This is a genomic window from Flavobacterium sp. CF136 (genome assembly GCF_000282055.1).
In the GTDB taxonomy this organism is placed as follows: Bacteria; Bacteroidota; Bacteroidia; order Flavobacteriales; family Flavobacteriaceae; genus Flavobacterium.
The window spans coordinates 13,717-31,106 of record NZ_AKJZ01000049.1 but is presented as its reverse complement, the minus strand read 5'-3'; the positions used below and the strand labels follow the sequence as shown (position 1 = coordinate 31,106).

Sequence of the window (17,390 nt, the reverse complement as noted above, 5' to 3'; positions counted from 1 at the left end):
TGTTAAAAATTGTAACAAAAAACGCCAACCTAGAGTTAGCGTTTTCTTTTTCTGGTAGCCATATATTCTTCGATGGCTTCTTTGGTTGTGTACCAGTTTCGGCCTTCTTTATAAGCATCTATTTTGCCGGTTCGGGCTAATAAACTAACATATTCCTGACCATAAGGAGTTTTTGGCTCACTGACAATATCTGATATTTTTTGATAATCATAATCAGAGCCTGGCATTGCACTTAAATAAATATTTAAAGTTCGCTCTAAAGCTTGGCACATTAAAAGCGTTAGCTTTTGATAATTACCATTATTAGCCTGATTGAGTGCTTCATAATATTTTTTCCTGTCATTTTTAAGAATGATAGCAGGAGGAAAGCCATAACGCATTAATAACAGATTCATGCTCAAACGAACAGTTCGCCCATTTCCATCAAAGAAAGGATGAATCCATACTAGCTTATGATGATAAATAGTAGCCAGTTCAATATCGTTTAAACCTAATGGATTGGTATTGATAAAATCAATTAATTCATCTAAATAATCTGAAACTTTATTGGCATTTGGAGGCATAAAATTGGCTCCGGAAATACGTACGCCGCCATTTCGTAACCGACCTGCAAAATCATCTTCAATAGAACGTAAAACCAATCCGTGAATCGAAAGAACATCAATACTTCGAAGTTTATAGTTATCATCTACAATCGAATATAAATAATCAATAGCCTTATCATGATTATGTGTTTCAAAATGTTCCCGAAGCGATTTTCCTTTAATAGTGATTCCTTCCTGAATAACCATTTGGGTTTCACGTAAACTCATCGTATTTCCTTCAATACTGTTAGAATTGTATGTCCATTCTAAGGAAAGGCTTTCACGAATTTTGTGCAAAGCGATGTTGGGCAGAGGTCTGCTATTTTGCAAATCAAGCCTTTTTTGGTACAATCGGTCGAAAGTTGATTGAAATTCAGTTCTATATGTTAAGTCTATATCCCACATTACCCAACAAAGGTACTTCTTAATATCGGATAATAAAAATTTTAATCTATCCGATATTAAATTATTCAATCGTCATGGACCGTAACTTGGTTCGATAAGCTTCAAGTGCTATAGATTTGGAAATAAAACCGAAATATTTATCATTTCGCAAAACAGGAATAAATGCTGTTTTTGTTTTTTCAAATTTACTCATTACAATTTCCATGCTGTCATAAGTAAAAATGATTGCCGGTGGAGTTTTCATTACATCTTTAATCAATGTATATTTTACACGATATGTGTTGAAAATAATTTCACGAATGTCATTAAAATGAACTACTCCAACAAGATCTTTTTCGTTATTTACAACCGCAAAAACTACCTGATTAGAATGCGAAATAAGATCTACAAGTTTGCCTAAATTTTCATCAGGATGTACTGTTAAATAATCAGTCTGAATGATAGTGTCAATATCTAAAGTTGAGAGAATATTAGAATCTTTATTACTTGTAAAAACATGTCCTTTTTTTGCTAATCCTTTTACATCCAGAGAATATTTTTCAAAACGTTTTGAAATTGCAAAGCTTATAGAAGAAACAATCATAAGCGGAATCATTAGGCTGTAACCACCTGTTATTTCGGCAATTAAGAAAATAGCGGTTAAAGGCGCATGAAACAATCCGCTAAGAATACCTGCCATTCCAACCATTGTAAAATTGCTGATTGGGAGCTTGGATAAACCGATCAGACTAATGAATTTTGAAAAGAAATATCCTAAATAAGATCCTAAAAATAGAGAAGGGGCAAAATTTCCTCCATTACCACCGCTTCCAATTGTTAGTCCTGAAGCAAAGACTTTTACCATCATGGTACATCCGACAAAAAGAAGTAAAACCCATTGATTATTTCTAAAATTCGCAAACAAAGTATTGTCTAATAATTGCCCGGGGTCATTTTCAGATAAGGTTTTAATACTTTCATAACCCTCTCCAAAAAGAGTTGGGAAAATAAAAATAAGCAGGGCTAATAATGAAGAACCAATTAATGCTTTTTTATAAGGGCCAATTTTTAATTTAGAAAAATAGTGCTCAACTTTTTGAAAATTTCGTGCATAATAAACGGCTATAAAACCGGTTAATAATCCTAAAAGCACATAAAAAGGAATATTGTGATAATTAAACGTTTCTTGTTGTTTAAAAGATAATAAAATGCTTTCATCTAATAGAATTGCAGAAACCAAGGCTCCCGTTGCTGCAGAAATCATAATAGGAGTAAAGGCAGAAATACTTACATCAACTAATAAAACTTCTATTGCAAAAAGAACTCCTGCAATTGGTGCATTAAAAGCAGCTGCAATTCCTGCTGCAACTCCACAGCCAATAAGTAAAGTCCTGTCCTTGTAAGGTAACTTATAATTTTGGGCAAAATTTGATCCAAATGCAGCGCCTGTAATAACAATAGGACTTTCCAAACCGGCAGAACCACCCAAACCAACAGTTAAAGAGCTTGTAACAATTTGGGCATACATTTGTTTTTTCGGAATAATACTTGCTTTTTTAGCTACAGCGTATAGTATTTGAGAAGTCCCTTTTTCAATACTTCCGTTAAGAACTCTTTTTACAATAAAAACAGTTAGTAAAATTCCAACAATTGGAAGGATACTATTAATGAAACTTAATTTTAATATTCCGTTGATATATGTAGCAAAAGAAAAAACACTATGGGCAAAAGTTTTTAAAACGATTACTGCCAATGAACAAGATATACCTATTAAAACACTTGAAAAAAAAATAAACTGCTTTGGAGTCATTAATGATTGTGCCAAAGCAATAATGCTTTCTAGTTTTCTAAAATATTTTTTTAGCATTCTCAGTATAAAAAGTTAGGGATATAGCAAATTTAACCTTTTAATCAATAAAATTTAAATAATAAAATCAGTTATTTTAAAAAATAATTATTGAATTAAAGAAGCTGCATGTTTTGCGACAATTCCAAAGTTATATCCTTGGGCAATGTCATATCCTGCGTAATTAACTGCAATCAATTGCCCACATTCGTTAAATACTGGTGATCCGCTCGCTCCATGAGTAGACGTTACATTATATTGGATACTTACTCCATCAGATTCTTTATTTATTTGACCTTCATATACTTGTACTTTTATCCCACGTCGTGTATTGGCAAGAGTCATACCCATTGGATAGCCTATTAAAATGGCATTTGTTCCGGGTTTTATTTTAGAATCATCAGTGATGGCATTATCCAAATCAATGATATTTGTAACAGAACCGGGCAATGTTTCGCTATCCAGTTGCAGGACCGCAACATCTACTTCATCTCCGTCTGCAATTTTATAGACTTTACATTTTAGCCAATCTTCCTTAGAGCCATGCAAGGCTACACTAATTTCAACTGTTTTTGGAGTAATTTTAATATCATCAACACTTACATATTTCACTTCTTTTTCTGTGCCAGACTCTTCTGCTGCTGCTGTAGAGTTGTTGCTGGTTGCATTTTCAGTGTCTTCAGAGGCAACGGCAGCGGTATTTGTAGCTGTAGAATCTATTGTTGTGGCAACGGCAGCAGGGGTTTCTTCTTCAGAATCTTCTTCTTCACCTTCTTCTTCATCATAGTTGCTCCAATTTTTTTCAATAAAAGTTTTGTAGTTTTCTTCGCTTATGGAATCCGGAAGAATGGCTGCAATACGTTCTTTTATATAGTCGTAAGAAGTTGCCTCTTTTTCATCCGGATATAACCAGGGTTCTGCAACGTGGTGATTGGTAACTATTTTTCCGTCTTCTGAAACAAAAAAGCCTGTTCCCGATATTGCTTTATCTTCTAAATTAGTATCACCAACTTCAAGTTGAAAAGGCTTAGAACCTTTTATGGATATTTCGACAGTATAAGTGTGTTTTACTAAAACGACAGCATCTTTATATTTTTCGTAAATTTCTGTCTGACCATTTAAGCACATTACTTCCTTTTTATTGTATTTCGCCCAGATTTTAGGGATGAAAATAATTCCAAGTATAGCAATAATGGCTATTACAGCTCCTATTTTTATGTTTCTTGATTTTTTATTTGGTTGTTTTTCTTCTGAAAAAGATTCTTCGGACATATTGGTTTTGTTTAGTTTCGGGGCAAATTTAGTAAAAAAAATACTTCATTTTTTTAAAAAACAACAAGTTGATATCTTTTCTTTTAACCGATTATTAATCAACTGATTATGAAATTAAAACCCTACGGCCTTATCATCACCTCTGAAATCAGCACCGCCTTCCATCTTATTATTTGGCAAGATTAAAATAGCATCAACTTTACCAATTACAGGAGTTGTTTTTTCACTGATTAAATATCCTTTTGCCTTAAGTCTGTCGATGGTGCTATTATCAAAAGTATTTGGCTCAAAAGTAACGAGATCCGGTAACCATTGATGATGAAAACGAGGCGCATTTACAGCATCCTGCATACTGAATTTATATTCGTAGACATTTAAAATAGTTTGCAAAACTGATGTTATGATTGTTGAACCGCCAGGAGTTCCCACCACCATAAATAGTTTTCCGTTTTTCTCAATAATTGTTGGTGTCATTGAGCTTAACATGCGTTTTTGCGGTGCAATACTATTGGCTTCGTTTCCTACTAAGCCAAACATATTCGGAGATCCTGGTTTTGCACTAAAATCATCCATTTCATTATTCAAAAAGAAACCCAATTCGTCACAGTAATATTTAGAACCATAACCATCATTTAGTGTTGTAGTTGCTGCAACAGCGTTTCCAAATTGATCAACAATAGAATAATGTGTAGTTTCCGTACTTTCATTATAAGTTATTTTACCTTCTTTTATTTCAGATGACAGGCTCGCTTTTTCAGGATTAAAAGTAGACATCCTGTCTTTTAAATAAGCATCAGATAATAAGCCTTTTATTGGAATTTTTACAAAATCAGGATCGCCTAAAAAGGTACTTCTGTCAGCGTAAGCTCTTCTCTCTGCTTCTACAATTATCTGGATAGACTGGTCTGTATTATGCCCCATTTTTGATAAATCATAAGGTTCAAGCATTTTTAAGATTTGGGCAAGACAAATTCCCCCACTGCTTGGTGGAGACATTGATGTGATTTTTAAATCTTTGTAATTAAACTGAAGTGGTTTTCTCCATTTGGCTTCATATTTAGCCAAGTCTTTCAGGGTAATGATACCGCCTTTTTTTTGAAGATAATCAACTAAGATTTTTGCTGTTTCACCTTTATAAAACTCGTTTCGTCCGTTTTTTAATATTCGTTTTAAAGTACTCGCAAGAGCTGGATATTTAATAGTATCTTTTTCTTTAAAATTAGACGCCAAAAGTGTAGTTGAACCATTTATTTTTACAATAGCTTCGCGATAATTGTTTAAATTATTTTCTTGTTTTTTAGTTACTACAACTCCTTTTTCTGCCAACTCAATAACAAGTTTTAAGATTTTTGACATTGGCAGTGAACCTAATTTTTTATGAACTGCAAAAACACCGGCAACAGTTCCCGGAACACCAATTGCTAAGGCTGTCTCTGTACTTTTTCCTTTAATAACATTTCCGTCTTTATCTAAAAACATATCTTTTGTTGCTGCCAAAGGAGCTTTCTCGCGATAATCCAAAGAACCGACTTCGCCGTTTGCTTTTCGATAAACCATAAATCCGCCGCCGCCAATGTTTCCTGCAAAAGGAAAAGAGACAGCCAAAGCCAATTCTGTACCAACCATAGCATCAAAAGCATTTCCTCCCTTTTTCATGATTTCTACACCTATTTTCGAAGCCTCTTCGCGAGCCGAAACAACCATTGCTTTTGTTGCGACCAAGCCTGTTGGTTTTGTCTGAGTTTCCTGTGCTGTGCAGCTGATATAAATTAAGATAAATAAAAACGTTATTTTTCTCATAATAAGAGTAATTTTTGTTTTGAATGCTCTTTTATGTCTTCAAAAAAGAGAGTGAATTCCTGTTCAAATTCCGAATAAAATTCTTTTAATTCGACACTTGCAAATTGCATTTTTGATTGATTTTTTGACCTTCTGTCCATTTGAGTTAAAATTTGATGAATTCCTTCCACAGTCTGATAACTCAAAAGCCAGTTTCTCTGAATCATGTAAGGCATTAAATCCTGCGTTTTTTCAGTCAGGATAGCATAGTTTTGATGTAATGACCGGTAAAATCTATTAATAAAACTTTCTAATTTTTCATCCGAATATTTGGTCCAGTTTTTAGCCAAAAAATGATCGTAAACAATATCCACAATCACTCCGGAATAATGATGGTATTTTTCATGTAGCCGCTTGGTACTTTGCCTGAAAATATCATGCGAATCTGTATAAGTATCAATAAAGCGGTGCAAAACAATCCCTTTTTGGACATCCTCAGGAAAATGCTCAAATTGCTTCCCTCGGATTCCATCAGCCATAAAATTGCCGATTTTTATTAAATCATTGTCCCCTGACAGATAAATGTGTGCTAGAAAATTCATGTTTTTTTGAGTTACTAACGCTCTGATTTTGGAAGACGCTACGTTTATTTTAGTAAATGTATAAAAACTTTTTAAATCATTTTGTTAATTACTTTGTGTCGATAAAACTTGGTGATTAAAGAGATAATTTAAAATCTCAACTAATCCTCTTAGTAACCCGGTAACTTTTTTATATTTGTAACCCAGTAACCATAACTCACAAAAATGACTTTAATAAAATCAATATCAGGAATAAGAGGTACCATTGGAGGAAAAGTAGGAGATAACCTGACTCCTGTTGATGCTGTAAAATTCGCATCGGCGTACGGAACCTTTCTGAAAAATAATACTTCAAAAGAAAAATTGACGGTTGTAATTGGCCGTGACGCCAGAATTTCAGGCCCCATGATTCATAACCTTGTAGTAAATACTTTAATTGGCCTGGGAATTAATGTAATTGACCTTGGACTTTCGACAACGCCAACAGTAGAAATTGCCGTGCCTTTGGAGAAAGCTGACGGAGGAATTATTTTGACTGCTTCTCACAATCCAAAACAATGGAATGCCTTGAAATTACTGAATGAAAAAGGGGAGTTTTTAAATGGAGAAGAAGGAGCGAAGATTTTAGAAATTGCTGAAGCTGAAGCTTTTGATTTCTCTGACGTAGATAATTTGGGAGAAATTACGATAAATGATGCTTATATGGATATTCATATCGACGAGGTTTTAAATCTGCCTTTAGTTGATGTTGAAGCTGTAAAAGCGGCAAAATTTAAAGTGGTAGTTGATGGAGTGAATTCTTCGGGAGGAATTATTATCCCTAGATTATTAGAATTAATGGGAGTAGAAGTAGTGAAATTATACTGCGAACCAAACGGACATTTTCCTCATAATCCGGAACCGTTAAAAGAACATTTAACTGATATTTCTGAATTGGTCGTAAAAGAAAAAGCACACTTGGGAGTTGTTGTTGATCCGGACGTAGATCGCTTGGCGTTTATCAGTGAAGATGGAGAAATGTTTGGAGAAGAATATACTTTAGTGGCTTGTGCTGATTATGTTTTGAGTAAAACACCAGGAAATACTGTCTCAAATATGTCATCTTCACGTGCATTGCGTGATGTAACAGTTGGACACAAAGGAAACTATGAAGCCAGTGCAGTAGGCGAGGTAAATGTGGTTGAATTAATGAAAAAAAATAATGCTATTATTGGAGGTGAAGGTAATGGCGGAATAATCTACCCTGAATCACATTACGGACGAGATAGTTTGGTTGGAGTGGCGTTGTTTTTAACACATTTGGCTAATAAAAAGATATCAGTTTCAGCATTGAGAGCTTCATATCCTGAATATTATATGAGCAAAAATAAAATTGAATTAACACCACAAATAGATGTTGATGCAATTTTGATTGTCATGACGGAAAAATATAAAAACGAAGATATTACAACAATTGACGGTGTGAAAATTGATTTTGCTTCAGAATGGGTACATTTAAGAAAATCCAACACAGAACCAATTATCCGAATTTACACTGAAGCTCCATCTCAGGAGAAGGCAGATGTTTTAGCACTTCGAATAATTGATGAGATAAAAGTTATTGCAGGAATCTGATAGTCAAAATTTAACGACTTATTACAAGTATAAAAAAAGTTTGATGATTTATTCATCAAACTTTTTTTATACTTGTAAAAATAAATTATTAATATTTTTTAACCTTTGTCAGAGCTGTTTTATAATTTTCGTTTACTTTTTCCCAATTAATCAATTTATAAAAAGCATCTATGTAACTTCCCTTTCTATTCTGATAATCCAGATAATAGGCATGTTCCCATAAATCTATTCCTAAAATTGGGGTTCCGGGTATCAAAGCATTTCTCATTAAAGGATTATCCTGATTTTCGGTTGTTGTAACTTGTAATTTACCTGCTTTATCCACCACTATCCAAACCCAGCCTGAACCAAATTGTTTAGTAGCTTCGTTTTTAAATTGAGCAGTAAGATTTTTAAAAGACCCAAATTCTTTGTTTATAGCACCAGCTAAAGTATCTTTTGGAGTCTGTTCCTTTGGGGTTAATATATCAAAATAAAGAGTATGATTATAATAACCACCTGCATTTTGACGAAGCTTGGCATTGTTCATATCCAGTTTTTTTAAGATAGTTTCAATTGGAGCATTTTCAAATTCAGTAGTGGCTATTTCTTTATTGAAATTATTGGTATACGATAAATAATGTTTAGAATAATGGGTTTCTAAGGTCAATGATCTAATTCCGGGTGCCAGTGCATCATAACCAAAAGGTAGTTTGGTTAGTGCAAATGAACCTTCATTTGCTTTTACATCTGCAGGAACCCCTATTGTAATCTTTTCTTCTTTTGTAGGCAAAGGAACTTCAACAACCTCGGTTAGCTTATTATCATTGCAGGAAAATAATAGCAATAATGAAGCTGAAATGGTAAAACGTATGATGTTCTTCTTCATAATGTAAATTATTTTGATGTTAGTGAATTAATTATTTCGATGTAATTCTCTTTTGCTTCTTCAATTGATATATGGCTAATCTGCATCCATGCATTAGTTTTGAATGCATTACGCAAATCAAAATTTTCAGATTGATTATATTTGGCTGTTCCAAAAGTAGCTTGTTTGTAATATGCATAAAGCCTTAACTGCACATCTTGTGGCAGTGAGGCTTGCGTCATTTTCAAAGCAGTTTCTACAGCCTCAGAAAAACGAGTATCTAAATCTTTTTCAGTCATTTAAGCTTTTGTAGCAATGATAGTTTTTCCTCCAATTGCTTTTTGATTTAATTCCACATTAATTGGAGTACCTAAAGGTAAAAATAAATCTACTCTTGAACCAAATTTAATAAATCCGGCATCAGTTCCCTGAATAACCTGCATTCCTTCCTGTGCATAATTTACAATTCTGCGGGCTAATGCACCTGCAATTTGTCTGTATAATATTTGTCCAAAAGTATCATTTTCAATTACAACAGTAGTTCTTTCGTTTTCTTCACTTGCTTTTGGATGCCAGGCCACTAAGAACTTTCCAGGGTGATATTTACTGAATTTTATAATGCCATCCATTGCATAACGGGTTACGTGAACATTGATAGGCGACATAAATATAGAAACCTGCAAACGTTTATCTTTAAAAAATTCACCTTCATAAACTTCTTCAATTACAACAACTTTTCCATCTACCGGAGCAATAATGTGATCGCTGTTTCTGATAGCGATTCTTTTGGGATTTCTGAAAAATTGCAGAATAATAATCAAAATCAATAGAGCTGCTATTTGAACAAGTATTCTAAGCCAATTGATGTCAATAAATTTTTCAGCAATTAAAAGTACGGCAACAGTAAAAGCTGTGCCTAGTAAAATTGATGGGGCTCCTTCTTTATGAAACATAATATAAAATTTGGTAAAATAAAAATATAACTGGTGCTACAAATATAACACTATCTAATCGATCTAATACACCTCCGTGTCCCGGCATTATGGTGCCACTGTCTTTTACACCTGCAATCCTTTTAAATTTAGATTCAATTAAATCTCCTATTGTCCCAAAAATGCTGACAATTAAAGCGATTATAGTCCAAATTAAAATAGATTTTTGACTGAAATCAGGATTGGGTCTGATGTATAATTTAGAAATCAAAAAACCTGCAAAAGCAGCAAAAACAACTCCGCCAAGGAAACCTTCAATTGTTTTTTTGGGTGAAACACGTTCAAATAATTTATGTTTTCCTATAGACTTTCCAACTAAATAAGCAAAAGTATCATTTGTCCAGATAAGAATGAATAATCCAATAATAATTTTTGGATTATAATCTTTTATTCCGAATGAAATTTTGATGATAAAAATAAATGGCAGCATGATATATCCTAATAAATAGATATATTTAGACGGTTTGCTTATAGTTTGTGTATTGTTAAATAGAAATATAATACATTTTACAGCTATTATCAATGTAATTAGAAGTAAAACAGAGAATAGTTTATCAGTATCAATAGTGAGCTGAATATTTTCTTTCAGAAGACTGGAGATGTAATTTTCTGTTTCAGTCCTATAAAAACTAACTAAAGCGGCAGTTGAATAAAAAAGAGAAACAAATAGAATAGAAAAAACTTTATTGAGTTTAACTAAATTGCAAAACTCATAAGTTGCAATAATTAGAAAAACACCAAAAAGAATAATAAAGCTTTCGGTAGAAAACAAAATAGATGTTAGTAATAAAGCGATATAAACAGCACCGGAAATGGTTCTCTTGAGTGTTTCATTCATCTTAAAGATCTTCTAAGAGCAATAGGTACATATTTTTAGCAACACTTCCGTATTGGGTAAAATCTTCTTCTTTGGCTTTTTCGAAATATTTTATTGTGGTAATATTGGTAGGGTAGTCTCTTTCGTATTTTCTTTTAATGGCACTTAATCCATCACTTTTAATGCAGCGAATTTGGCTTGTTGTAGCAATAACTACAATATTTGCAGGTAATTCGTTTGGTTTGTTTTGTTTGATTTGCTTGGATGAAAACAATATAGAACCCTCATCAGCAATTAGGTTTTCACAACTTGCTAATAAAAATTTTGGATTTGCAGGAGAATTATAAAATAATTTATTTTCATCTAATAAACTAAAAAGAGCCGGTTCGTAACATAAAACTTCACTTTCAAACCAATCATTTTCTTCTAAAATATTTTCAAATTGTTCTTCAACTTCTTGTTTGTTTTCGCAATACAAAAATTTACCTCCATTTTTCTTGAAATTAAAAATGAATTGTTCATCAATGGACAAATGACTTTCTGAAATAGGATTGCTGCTATACTCACTTTCATTTTCTTCATCAGAAGAAGCATTGCCAGAACCAAATATTTTTTTGAAAAAACTCATTATATATGAAATACTTTACATGTTAATTGAAAACGTTCAAAGATAAAAAAATCTTAATTCAAAAGGGTATTTTGAATTAAGATTTTAAAAAATAATAAATATTTCCGTTAAAATTTAAGAAACTACCTCTCCTAAATTTTTATCAAATGTGCGTTTTCCGAAAATAGTTTCTAAGTCATCTTTAAAAATTACTTCTTTTTCTATTAGGATGTCAGCAAGCTGATTTAACTTGTCTTTGTTTTCTTCTAATATTTCAATTGCTCTTTGGTATTGACCCTCAATTAATTCAGATATTTCAGCATCAATAATTTTTGCTGTTTCATCAGAATATGGTTTTGAGAAATTATATTCACTTTGGCCTGTTGAATCATAATAAGTAACGTTACCAATTTTATCATTCAAACCATAAATTGTAACCATTGCACGAGCCTGGCGTGTTACTTTTTCTAAATCGCTTAATGCTCCGGTTGAAATTCGGTCAAAAGTTACTTTTTCAGCAGCTCTTCCGCCCATAGTAGCACACATTTCATCCAGCATTTGATCTGTTCTGACGATTTGTCTTTCTTCCGGAAGATACCATGCAGCTCCTAAACTTTGTCCACGAGGAACAATTGTTACTTTAATAAGCGGTGCAGCATGCTCTAACATCCAGCTTACAGTTGCGTGTCCGGCTTCGTGAATAGCGATTGCTCTTTTTTCTTCAGGAGTAATAATTTTATTTTTCTTTTCAAGACCACCGATGATTCTGTCAACTGCATCAAGGAAATCTTGTCTGTCTACAGCAGTTTTGTTGTTACGGGCAGCAATTAAGGCAGCTTCGTTACAAACATTTGCAATATCAGCACCTGAGAATCCAGGGGTTTGTTTAGCTAAGAAATCTAAATCAAGACCTTCAACTTTTTTGATAGGAGCCAAGTGTACTTTGAAAATTTCAGCTCTTTCGCGAATATCCGGTAAGTCAACAAAAATTTGTCTGTCAAAACGACCGGCACGCATTAAAGCTTTATCCAGAACATCTGCTCTGTTGGTTGCAGCCAAAACAATTACGTTTGAGTTTGTACCAAAACCATCCATTTCTGTCAATAATTGGTTCAGTGTATTTTCTCTCTCATCGTTTCCGCCTGACATATTACTTTTTCCTCTTGCTCTACCGACAGCGTCAATTTCGTCGATAAAAATAATAGCAGGAGATTTTTCTTTTGCCTGTTTGAACAAATCACGTACACGTGAAGCACCAACACCTACAAACATCTCAACAAAATCAGAACCTGACAATGAGAAGAAAGGAACTTGTGCTTCGCCTGCAACGGCTTTTGCTAATAATGTCTTACCAGTTCCCGGAGGTCCTACAAGTAAAGCTCCTTTTGGGATTTTACCTCCAAGGTTTGTATACTTTTCAGGGTTTTTCAGGAATTCGACAATCTCTTGTATTTCTTCTTTCGCACCTTCTAAACCGGCAACGTCTTTAAAAGTAGTTTTGATATCTGTTTTTTCATCAAATAATTTAGCTTTCGATTTTCCAATGTTGAAAATTTGTCCGCCACCGCCACCGGCACCACCAGACATTTTACGCATAATGAAAATCCAAACACCGATAATGATGATAATTGGTAACAAACTAATTAAAATATCACTCCAGTTGTTTTTTTCCTGAAAGGAGTAATCTTTTAATTTTTTTTGGTCTACCGCTGCTTTTAGTGATTTTTCAAAATTTTGAATATCACCTACTTTTACGATATAATGCGGGCCTTTGTTTACCCTGTCAAACATATCTTTGGCTACTTTTTTATTAGCCGGATCTTTAAGAGCTGCTGCTGTTAAAAATACTTCAGTTTCAGATTTGTTGTAAATAATCACCTTTTCAACCTGACCTTTTTGTAAAAGATTATTGAAATTAGGAGGTGATAATTGTATAGGTTCGCTTAAGTTTGATCCTCCGGTTGCAAAACTAATAAATAAAAAAACTAGAAGTATTGCGGTATATATTAACCAGGGACTTATTCTAAATTTATTCTGATTTGGATTATTATCTTTAGCCATTAGAAGAGAGTTTCTTTAGTATTTATTTTCGATTGTAGTTATTTTGGCGTCGCCCCAAAGGCTCTCAATATTATAGTATTCGCGAATGTGTTTCTGGAAAACATGTACTACGATATGCACATAATCCATTAGGACCCATTCTGCATTATCGGTTCCTTCTACGTGCCAGGGTTTATCTTTTAAATCTTTGGATACTGTTTTTTGGATTGAATTTACAATGGCGTTAACTTGAGTGTTAGAACTTCCGTTGCAAATAACAAAATAGTCACAAACAGCCGTGTCTATTTCTCTTAAGTCAAGAATATCTATATCATTTCCTTTTACTTCTTCAATTCCTTTGATTATGTTCGCTAATAGAACGTCATTATTAATAGTCTTTTTCGCCATGAATTATTTTATATGATTTTGTAAAGTTACCAATTTTTGTGATTAATTTTGAACCTTAACAAAATATTAAATTAAGTATAAATAAATTATTTTAATGAAACTAATCAAACTCGATGCCATAGATTCTACAAACGATTTTCTTAAAGCATTATCGGGTCAGGATGAGCTGGATAATTTTACAGTGGTAACGGCTGAGAATCAGACAAAAGGCAAAGGTCAAATGGGGTCTAAATGGCAGTCTGAATCGGGTAAAAACTTAATTATGAGTGTTTTGGTTAAGGATTTTCTCTACGATAATGAAGAGCTTTTTAATTTGAGTATTATAGTGTCATTAGCTGTAATTGAGACATTAAAATCATTTGATATTCCTGATTTAAGTATAAAATGGCCAAACGACATTATGGCATACAATAAAAAAATTGGTGGCATACTAATCGAAAATATCATCAAAAGTGATGGCAGGATCGTGTCAGTAGTTGGATTAGGACTGAATGTAAACCAGACTAATTTCGACGGATTACCGAATGCCTCATCCTTAGCGGTAATTTGCAAAACTGAATTTGATAAAGATTCCCTGCCATTTTTAATTATTGAAAAAATGAAACAAAAAATCGAATTATGGAAGACAAATTCTGCTGATTTTTGGAATGAATATTTTAACTCTTTGTTCCGAAAAGGAGTTCCAATGCCTTTTAAAAATCTCGAAAACAAAAACTTTATGGGAATCATTCAGGGTGTTTCTTCTGTTGGGAAAATACAAATTTTGCTCGAAGATGATTCCGTTTCAGAATTTGATATCAAGGAAATTCAGATGCTTTATTAGAGGAAGGTATAAAAGCTCAAAGCGGCAAGGTTCTGAGGTTTTGTCTTTTGTTGAAAAAACTTTGAATAAAAGAAATAAATCAGCTCAATCTATAAATCAGCTCAATCTGCAGAATCTGCGTGAACAAAAAAAATCATTAAATCTCGTTGAATCTGTGGTAAAAAAAAAGTCCGATCGTAAAATCGGACTTTAAATTTTTATGTATAAATCAAATAATTAACAATTGATAATTATAATTTGGTCATATTAGTAGCCAAAGTTTCGATAAACTTACTAATTGGCCCTTTGATCATCATTGCCATCATAGCGTTAAATTCTCCTTCAAATAGTAATTGTACAGCACTTTCAGAATCAGAAATACTATCAATGTTAGAAACCAATGTAAACGGAAGTTTATCACTCGCAGCACCCAAAACAATTTTGTTTGGAGCTGTTTTTTCTTTCATTTTCAGTTTTATTTCCGGCATTCCTTTCAATCCAAAAATAAAAGCATCTTCGCCAATTACTTCAAATTTAGCAATGTTATCCGGCATTAGTTTCTCAAAATTCTTAACATCAGTCAATAAATCGAATAATTCCTGCGCTGATTTCTGAACAGTAACTTTTGGACTTTCTAAGTTCATATATTTTTTATTTTTATTTAATTCAAATTATTAATCTAAAATCAGCAATCAAAATCCTAAAATTATTCTTGTCCCCAAGTCGATGGACTCATACTCCATTCTTGTAAAGCAGATTGCTGATCTTCAGTAATATATTGTTTTTGAACTGCTAAATCCAATAAATTATCATAATTGCTTAATGTATACAAATCGATATGTGCATTTTTGAAGTTCTCTTCGGCAACATTAAAACCATAAGTAAAAATCGCCGCCATTCCTTTAATATTAGCACCTTCGTTGCGTAAGGCTTCAACAGCCAACAAACTGCTGTTTCCGGTACTGATTAAATCTTCAACAACAACCACGTTTTGACCTTTTTGCAAAAAGCCTTCTACCTGGTTTTGTCTGCCGTGTTTTTTTGCTTCCGGGCGTACATATACAAAAGGCAGTCCAAGGCTTTCGGCCACTAAAATACCAATTCCTATAGCTCCGGTAGCAACTCCGGCAATAACATCTGGTTTTCCAAATTGTTTTTCTATATTCTTCGCAAACTCATCACGAACGTAGTTTCGGATGACCGGAAATGAAAGAATTAACCTATTATCGCAGTAAATAGGTGATTTCCATCCAGAAGCCCATGTAAAAGGATTTTCTGGATTCAATTTAATTGCATTTATTTGCAAAAGCAATTCGGCTGTTTTTTCGGCTGTATCTTTATTAAAAATCATAGTACAAATGTATAAAGTTTTTGTGAACGACAAACCACTTTTTTTGACAAATGAAATCTCAAGAGAGACCGATTTTCAATTATTTCTCCTAGAGAGTATTGATATTGAGCATCTTATTGTCAAAATGTTTCAAAATAAAATTCAGAAAGCTTATTTGTATCATCCTGATGAAAAGGAGATTATGAAGACTTTAAAAGCTAAAATTCCGGTAAATAAAGCAGGCGGAGGTCTGGTTTATAATAAAAAAGGAGAAGTTTTATTTATTTTCAGAAACGGAAAATGGGATTTGCCTAAAGGCGGAATTGAGAAAGGCGAAGAGATTGAGAACACTGCCATGCGCGAAGTAGAAGAGGAGACAGGAGTTGGAAAACTTAGCATTATTGATAAACTCCAAAAAACATATCACGTTTTTAAACGTAACGGAAAATATAAACTCAAAATAACGCATTGGTTCGAAATGCATTCTGATTTTGAAGGAATACCACAAGGCCAAATAGAAGAAGGTATTGAAAAAGTTGCCTGGTTAAACCCGGAACAAATCAAAGAAGCTCTAAAAAACTCCTACGAAAACATCAAGTTATTATTCGAAGAGGAAAATAAAATTATTATAGAAGAATAAAATTATAATTTTCAATATCAAGGTCAAAAATCAATTGCAATATCAATAAAAGCGGCAAAATTAAATGCCTCAAAATTGATTTTTAAATTTTCACTTGTTTTTTTATCATAGAATGCGCTATCAGAGGCTTAGAATCTTTTAGTCATTTTTTTAATTATTTATCTAATAGCTGAATTTATATTTGAAATTAAAATTTATTTCACGATTATACTTTATTCAGATCGCTTATATTTATCCAGCCTTTCGTTATTTTTTTTCCAAAGTAGGTACAAAAAGCTTTTCCATTTGCGATTTTATCAACACAAATAATATCACCTTTGAGTAAATATATTTTTGTTCGATTGGTATTTGACTGATCTTTATAAAAATAAGATTTGGGATTGTCTATATATCTAATTTGCGTCCAGGTTGTTTTTTTCTCTAAACCAAATTCTTCGGGTTTATCGGCAAAATGTTGTACGTTCCAGCAACCTCCATGCTCTTCAGGAAGACTTATTTTTATTGTTTTATTATCTATTATTTCAATTGTACCTGAAATCATATCATCTTTCTTGTCTTCCGGGTAATATGTTTTAATCGAGAATTTCTTTCCTGTTACTTTACCTTCGATATAAAAAATACAAGAAAACTTAGGGTTTTGTGTTTCTTCATCCAAACCGGTATAACTTTCAAAATAACCAGTAAGGATATTAGAAGATGTATCATACGAAAGTCTCATTCCAGAATCATATTCGCCTGAAATTAATTTTTGTCCGGATAATAAATTTGCAAAAAGCAAAATCAAAAAAGTCAATAAAAGTTTGTTCATAATTGAGCGGTAATTTTTATGATTTAGTTTTAAATTAAT

18 protein-coding genes are annotated in these 17,390 nt (G+C 32.8%); 3 read left to right on the top strand and 15 right to left on the bottom strand.

From position 1 onward, the window contains the following. Positions 1-35 precede the first annotated feature (35 nt). The 5 genes from PMI10_RS14680 to PMI10_RS14660 all read right to left on the bottom strand — a co-directional run bounded on the left by PMI10_RS14680 (position 36) and on the right by PMI10_RS14660 (position 6,467). Positions 36-989, bottom strand: coding sequence for a Fic family protein (locus PMI10_RS14680; protein WP_007809338.1), 954 nt, complete (start codon positions 987-989; stop codon positions 36-38). 61 nt (positions 990-1,050) lie between these two features. Then, positions 1,051-2,835 carry a chloride channel protein gene (locus tag PMI10_RS14675; RefSeq protein ID WP_007809336.1) on the bottom strand — a complete coding sequence of 595 codons (1,785 nt, stop codon included), beginning with the start codon at positions 2,833-2,835 and terminating at the stop codon, positions 1,051-1,053. 87 nt (positions 2,836-2,922) lie between these two features. Further along, on the bottom strand, positions 2,923-4,086 hold the full coding sequence (locus PMI10_RS14670) for a S1 family peptidase (RefSeq protein ID WP_007809333.1): 1,164 nt from the start codon (positions 4,084-4,086) through the stop codon (positions 2,923-2,925). A 114-nt stretch (positions 4,087-4,200) separates the two neighbouring features. Beyond that, positions 4,201-5,886, bottom strand: coding sequence for a gamma-glutamyltransferase (ggt, locus tag PMI10_RS14665; RefSeq protein ID WP_007809331.1), 1,686 nt, complete (start codon positions 5,884-5,886; stop codon positions 4,201-4,203). Beyond that, on the bottom strand, positions 5,883-6,467 hold the full coding sequence (locus PMI10_RS14660; protein ID WP_035631935.1) for an acyl carrier protein phosphodiesterase: 585 nt from the start codon (positions 6,465-6,467) through the stop codon (positions 5,883-5,885). Before PMI10_RS14660 ends, ggt begins: the two co-directional genes overlap by 4 nt. Before the next feature lie 204 nt (positions 6,468-6,671). On the opposite strand from PMI10_RS14660, the gene glmM reads away from it, so the two are divergent. Next, on the top strand, positions 6,672-8,060 hold the full coding sequence (gene glmM, locus PMI10_RS14655) for a phosphoglucosamine mutase (protein WP_007809327.1): 1,389 nt from the start codon (positions 6,672-6,674) through the stop codon (positions 8,058-8,060). A gap of 88 nt (positions 8,061-8,148) precedes the next feature. On the opposite strand, the gene PMI10_RS14650 is transcribed toward glmM, so the two are convergent. The 7 genes from PMI10_RS14650 to rsfS all read right to left on the bottom strand — a co-directional run bounded on the left by PMI10_RS14650 (position 8,149) and on the right by rsfS (position 13,771). Then, the gene (locus tag PMI10_RS14650) at positions 8,149-8,928 is read right to left on the bottom strand and encodes a superoxide dismutase (protein WP_007809324.1); all 780 of its coding nucleotides are present in this window, start codon (positions 8,926-8,928) and stop codon (positions 8,149-8,151) included. 8 nt (positions 8,929-8,936) lie between these two features. Next, the gene (locus PMI10_RS14645; protein WP_007809322.1) at positions 8,937-9,206 is read right to left on the bottom strand and encodes an acyl-CoA-binding protein; all 270 of its coding nucleotides are present in this window, start codon (positions 9,204-9,206) and stop codon (positions 8,937-8,939) included. Next, entirely contained in the window at positions 9,207-9,860 is a 654-nt protein-coding gene (locus PMI10_RS14640) for a phosphatidylserine decarboxylase family protein (RefSeq protein ID WP_007809320.1), read from the bottom strand. After that, entirely contained in the window at positions 9,850-10,737 is an 888-nt protein-coding gene (locus tag PMI10_RS14635; RefSeq protein ID WP_007809318.1) for a phosphatidate cytidylyltransferase, read from the bottom strand. Before PMI10_RS14635 ends, PMI10_RS14640 begins: the two co-directional genes overlap by 11 nt. Position 10,738: 1 nt before the next feature. Beyond that, a complete protein-coding gene (locus PMI10_RS14630; RefSeq protein WP_007809316.1) occupies positions 10,739-11,344 on the bottom strand; it encodes a hypothetical protein in 606 nt (201 codons plus the stop codon). Positions 11,345-11,458: 114 nt separating this feature from the next. Next, positions 11,459-13,384, bottom strand: a complete 1,926-nt coding sequence (gene ftsH / locus PMI10_RS14625; protein ID WP_007809314.1) for an ATP-dependent zinc metalloprotease FtsH — start codon at positions 13,382-13,384, stop codon at positions 11,459-11,461. A 15-nt stretch (positions 13,385-13,399) separates the two neighbouring features. After that, on the bottom strand, positions 13,400-13,771 hold the full coding sequence (gene rsfS / locus PMI10_RS14620; RefSeq protein ID WP_007809313.1) for a ribosome silencing factor: 372 nt from the start codon (positions 13,769-13,771) through the stop codon (positions 13,400-13,402). A gap of 94 nt (positions 13,772-13,865) precedes the next feature. On the opposite strand from rsfS, the gene PMI10_RS14615 reads away from it, so the two are divergent. Continuing rightward, positions 13,866-14,594, top strand: a complete 729-nt coding sequence (locus PMI10_RS14615; protein ID WP_007809311.1) for a biotin--[acetyl-CoA-carboxylase] ligase — start codon at positions 13,866-13,868, stop codon at positions 14,592-14,594. 230 nt (positions 14,595-14,824) lie between these two features. On the opposite strand, the gene PMI10_RS14610 is transcribed toward PMI10_RS14615, so the two are convergent. Together PMI10_RS14610 and pyrE are read right to left on the bottom strand one after the other, a co-directional pair. Beyond that, on the bottom strand, positions 14,825-15,217 hold the full coding sequence (locus PMI10_RS14610) for a hypothetical protein (RefSeq protein WP_007809310.1): 393 nt from the start codon (positions 15,215-15,217) through the stop codon (positions 14,825-14,827). 62 nt (positions 15,218-15,279) lie between these two features. Further along, positions 15,280-15,924, bottom strand: coding sequence for an orotate phosphoribosyltransferase (gene pyrE / locus PMI10_RS14605; RefSeq protein ID WP_007809308.1), 645 nt, complete (start codon positions 15,922-15,924; stop codon positions 15,280-15,282). A gap of 7 nt (positions 15,925-15,931) precedes the next feature. On the opposite strand from pyrE, the gene PMI10_RS14600 reads away from it, so the two are divergent. Then, positions 15,932-16,543, top strand: coding sequence for an NUDIX hydrolase (locus PMI10_RS14600; protein ID WP_007809305.1), 612 nt, complete (start codon positions 15,932-15,934; stop codon positions 16,541-16,543). 205 nt (positions 16,544-16,748) lie between these two features. Here the strand turns inward: PMI10_RS14600 and PMI10_RS14595 are convergent, their stop codons facing one another. Continuing rightward, a complete protein-coding gene (locus tag PMI10_RS14595; RefSeq protein ID WP_007809303.1) occupies positions 16,749-17,351 on the bottom strand; it encodes a hypothetical protein in 603 nt (200 codons plus the stop codon). Positions 17,352-17,390 lie beyond the last annotated feature (39 nt).

Excerpts from the sequence above, each read along its gene's own strand:
- rsfS (WP_007809313.1), bottom strand. The coding sequence starts at position 13,771 with ATGGCGAAAAAGACTATTAATAATGACGTTCTATTAGCGAACATAATC.
- pyrE (WP_007809308.1), bottom strand. The coding sequence starts at position 15,924 with ATGATTTTTAATAAAGATACAGCCGAAAAAACAGCCGAATTGCTTTTG.
- PMI10_RS14640 (WP_007809320.1), bottom strand. The coding sequence starts at position 9,860 with ATGTTTCATAAAGAAGGAGCCCCATCAATTTTACTAGGCACAGCTTTT.
- PMI10_RS14595 (WP_007809303.1), bottom strand. The coding sequence starts at position 17,351 with ATGAACAAACTTTTATTGACTTTTTTGATTTTGCTTTTTGCAAATTTA.
- ftsH (WP_007809314.1), bottom strand. The coding sequence starts at position 13,384 with ATGGCTAAAGATAATAATCCAAATCAGAATAAATTTAGAATAAGTCCC.
- PMI10_RS14660 (WP_035631935.1), bottom strand. The coding sequence starts at position 6,467 with ATGAATTTTCTAGCACACATTTATCTGTCAGGGGACAATGATTTAATA.
- ggt (WP_007809331.1), bottom strand. The coding sequence starts at position 5,886 with ATGAGAAAAATAACGTTTTTATTTATCTTAATTTATATCAGCTGCACA.
- PMI10_RS14630 (WP_007809316.1), bottom strand. The coding sequence starts at position 11,344 with ATGAGTTTTTTCAAAAAAATATTTGGTTCTGGCAATGCTTCTTCTGAT.
- PMI10_RS14650 (WP_007809324.1), bottom strand. The coding sequence starts at position 8,928 with ATGAAGAAGAACATCATACGTTTTACCATTTCAGCTTCATTATTGCTA.
- glmM (WP_007809327.1), top strand. The coding sequence starts at position 6,672 with ATGACTTTAATAAAATCAATATCAGGAATAAGAGGTACCATTGGAGGA.
- PMI10_RS14675 (WP_007809336.1), bottom strand. The coding sequence starts at position 2,835 with ATGCTAAAAAAATATTTTAGAAAACTAGAAAGCATTATTGCTTTGGCA.
- PMI10_RS14610 (WP_007809310.1), bottom strand. The coding sequence starts at position 15,217 with ATGAACTTAGAAAGTCCAAAAGTTACTGTTCAGAAATCAGCGCAGGAA.
- PMI10_RS14615 (WP_007809311.1), top strand. The coding sequence starts at position 13,866 with ATGAAACTAATCAAACTCGATGCCATAGATTCTACAAACGATTTTCTT.
- PMI10_RS14680 (WP_007809338.1), bottom strand. The coding sequence starts at position 989 with ATGTGGGATATAGACTTAACATATAGAACTGAATTTCAATCAACTTTC.
- PMI10_RS14670 (WP_007809333.1), bottom strand. The coding sequence starts at position 4,086 with ATGTCCGAAGAATCTTTTTCAGAAGAAAAACAACCAAATAAAAAATCA.
- PMI10_RS14645 (WP_007809322.1), bottom strand. The coding sequence starts at position 9,206 with ATGACTGAAAAAGATTTAGATACTCGTTTTTCTGAGGCTGTAGAAACT.
- PMI10_RS14600 (WP_007809305.1), top strand. The coding sequence starts at position 15,932 with ATGTATAAAGTTTTTGTGAACGACAAACCACTTTTTTTGACAAATGAA.
- PMI10_RS14635 (WP_007809318.1), bottom strand. The coding sequence starts at position 10,737 with ATGAATGAAACACTCAAGAGAACCATTTCCGGTGCTGTTTATATCGCT.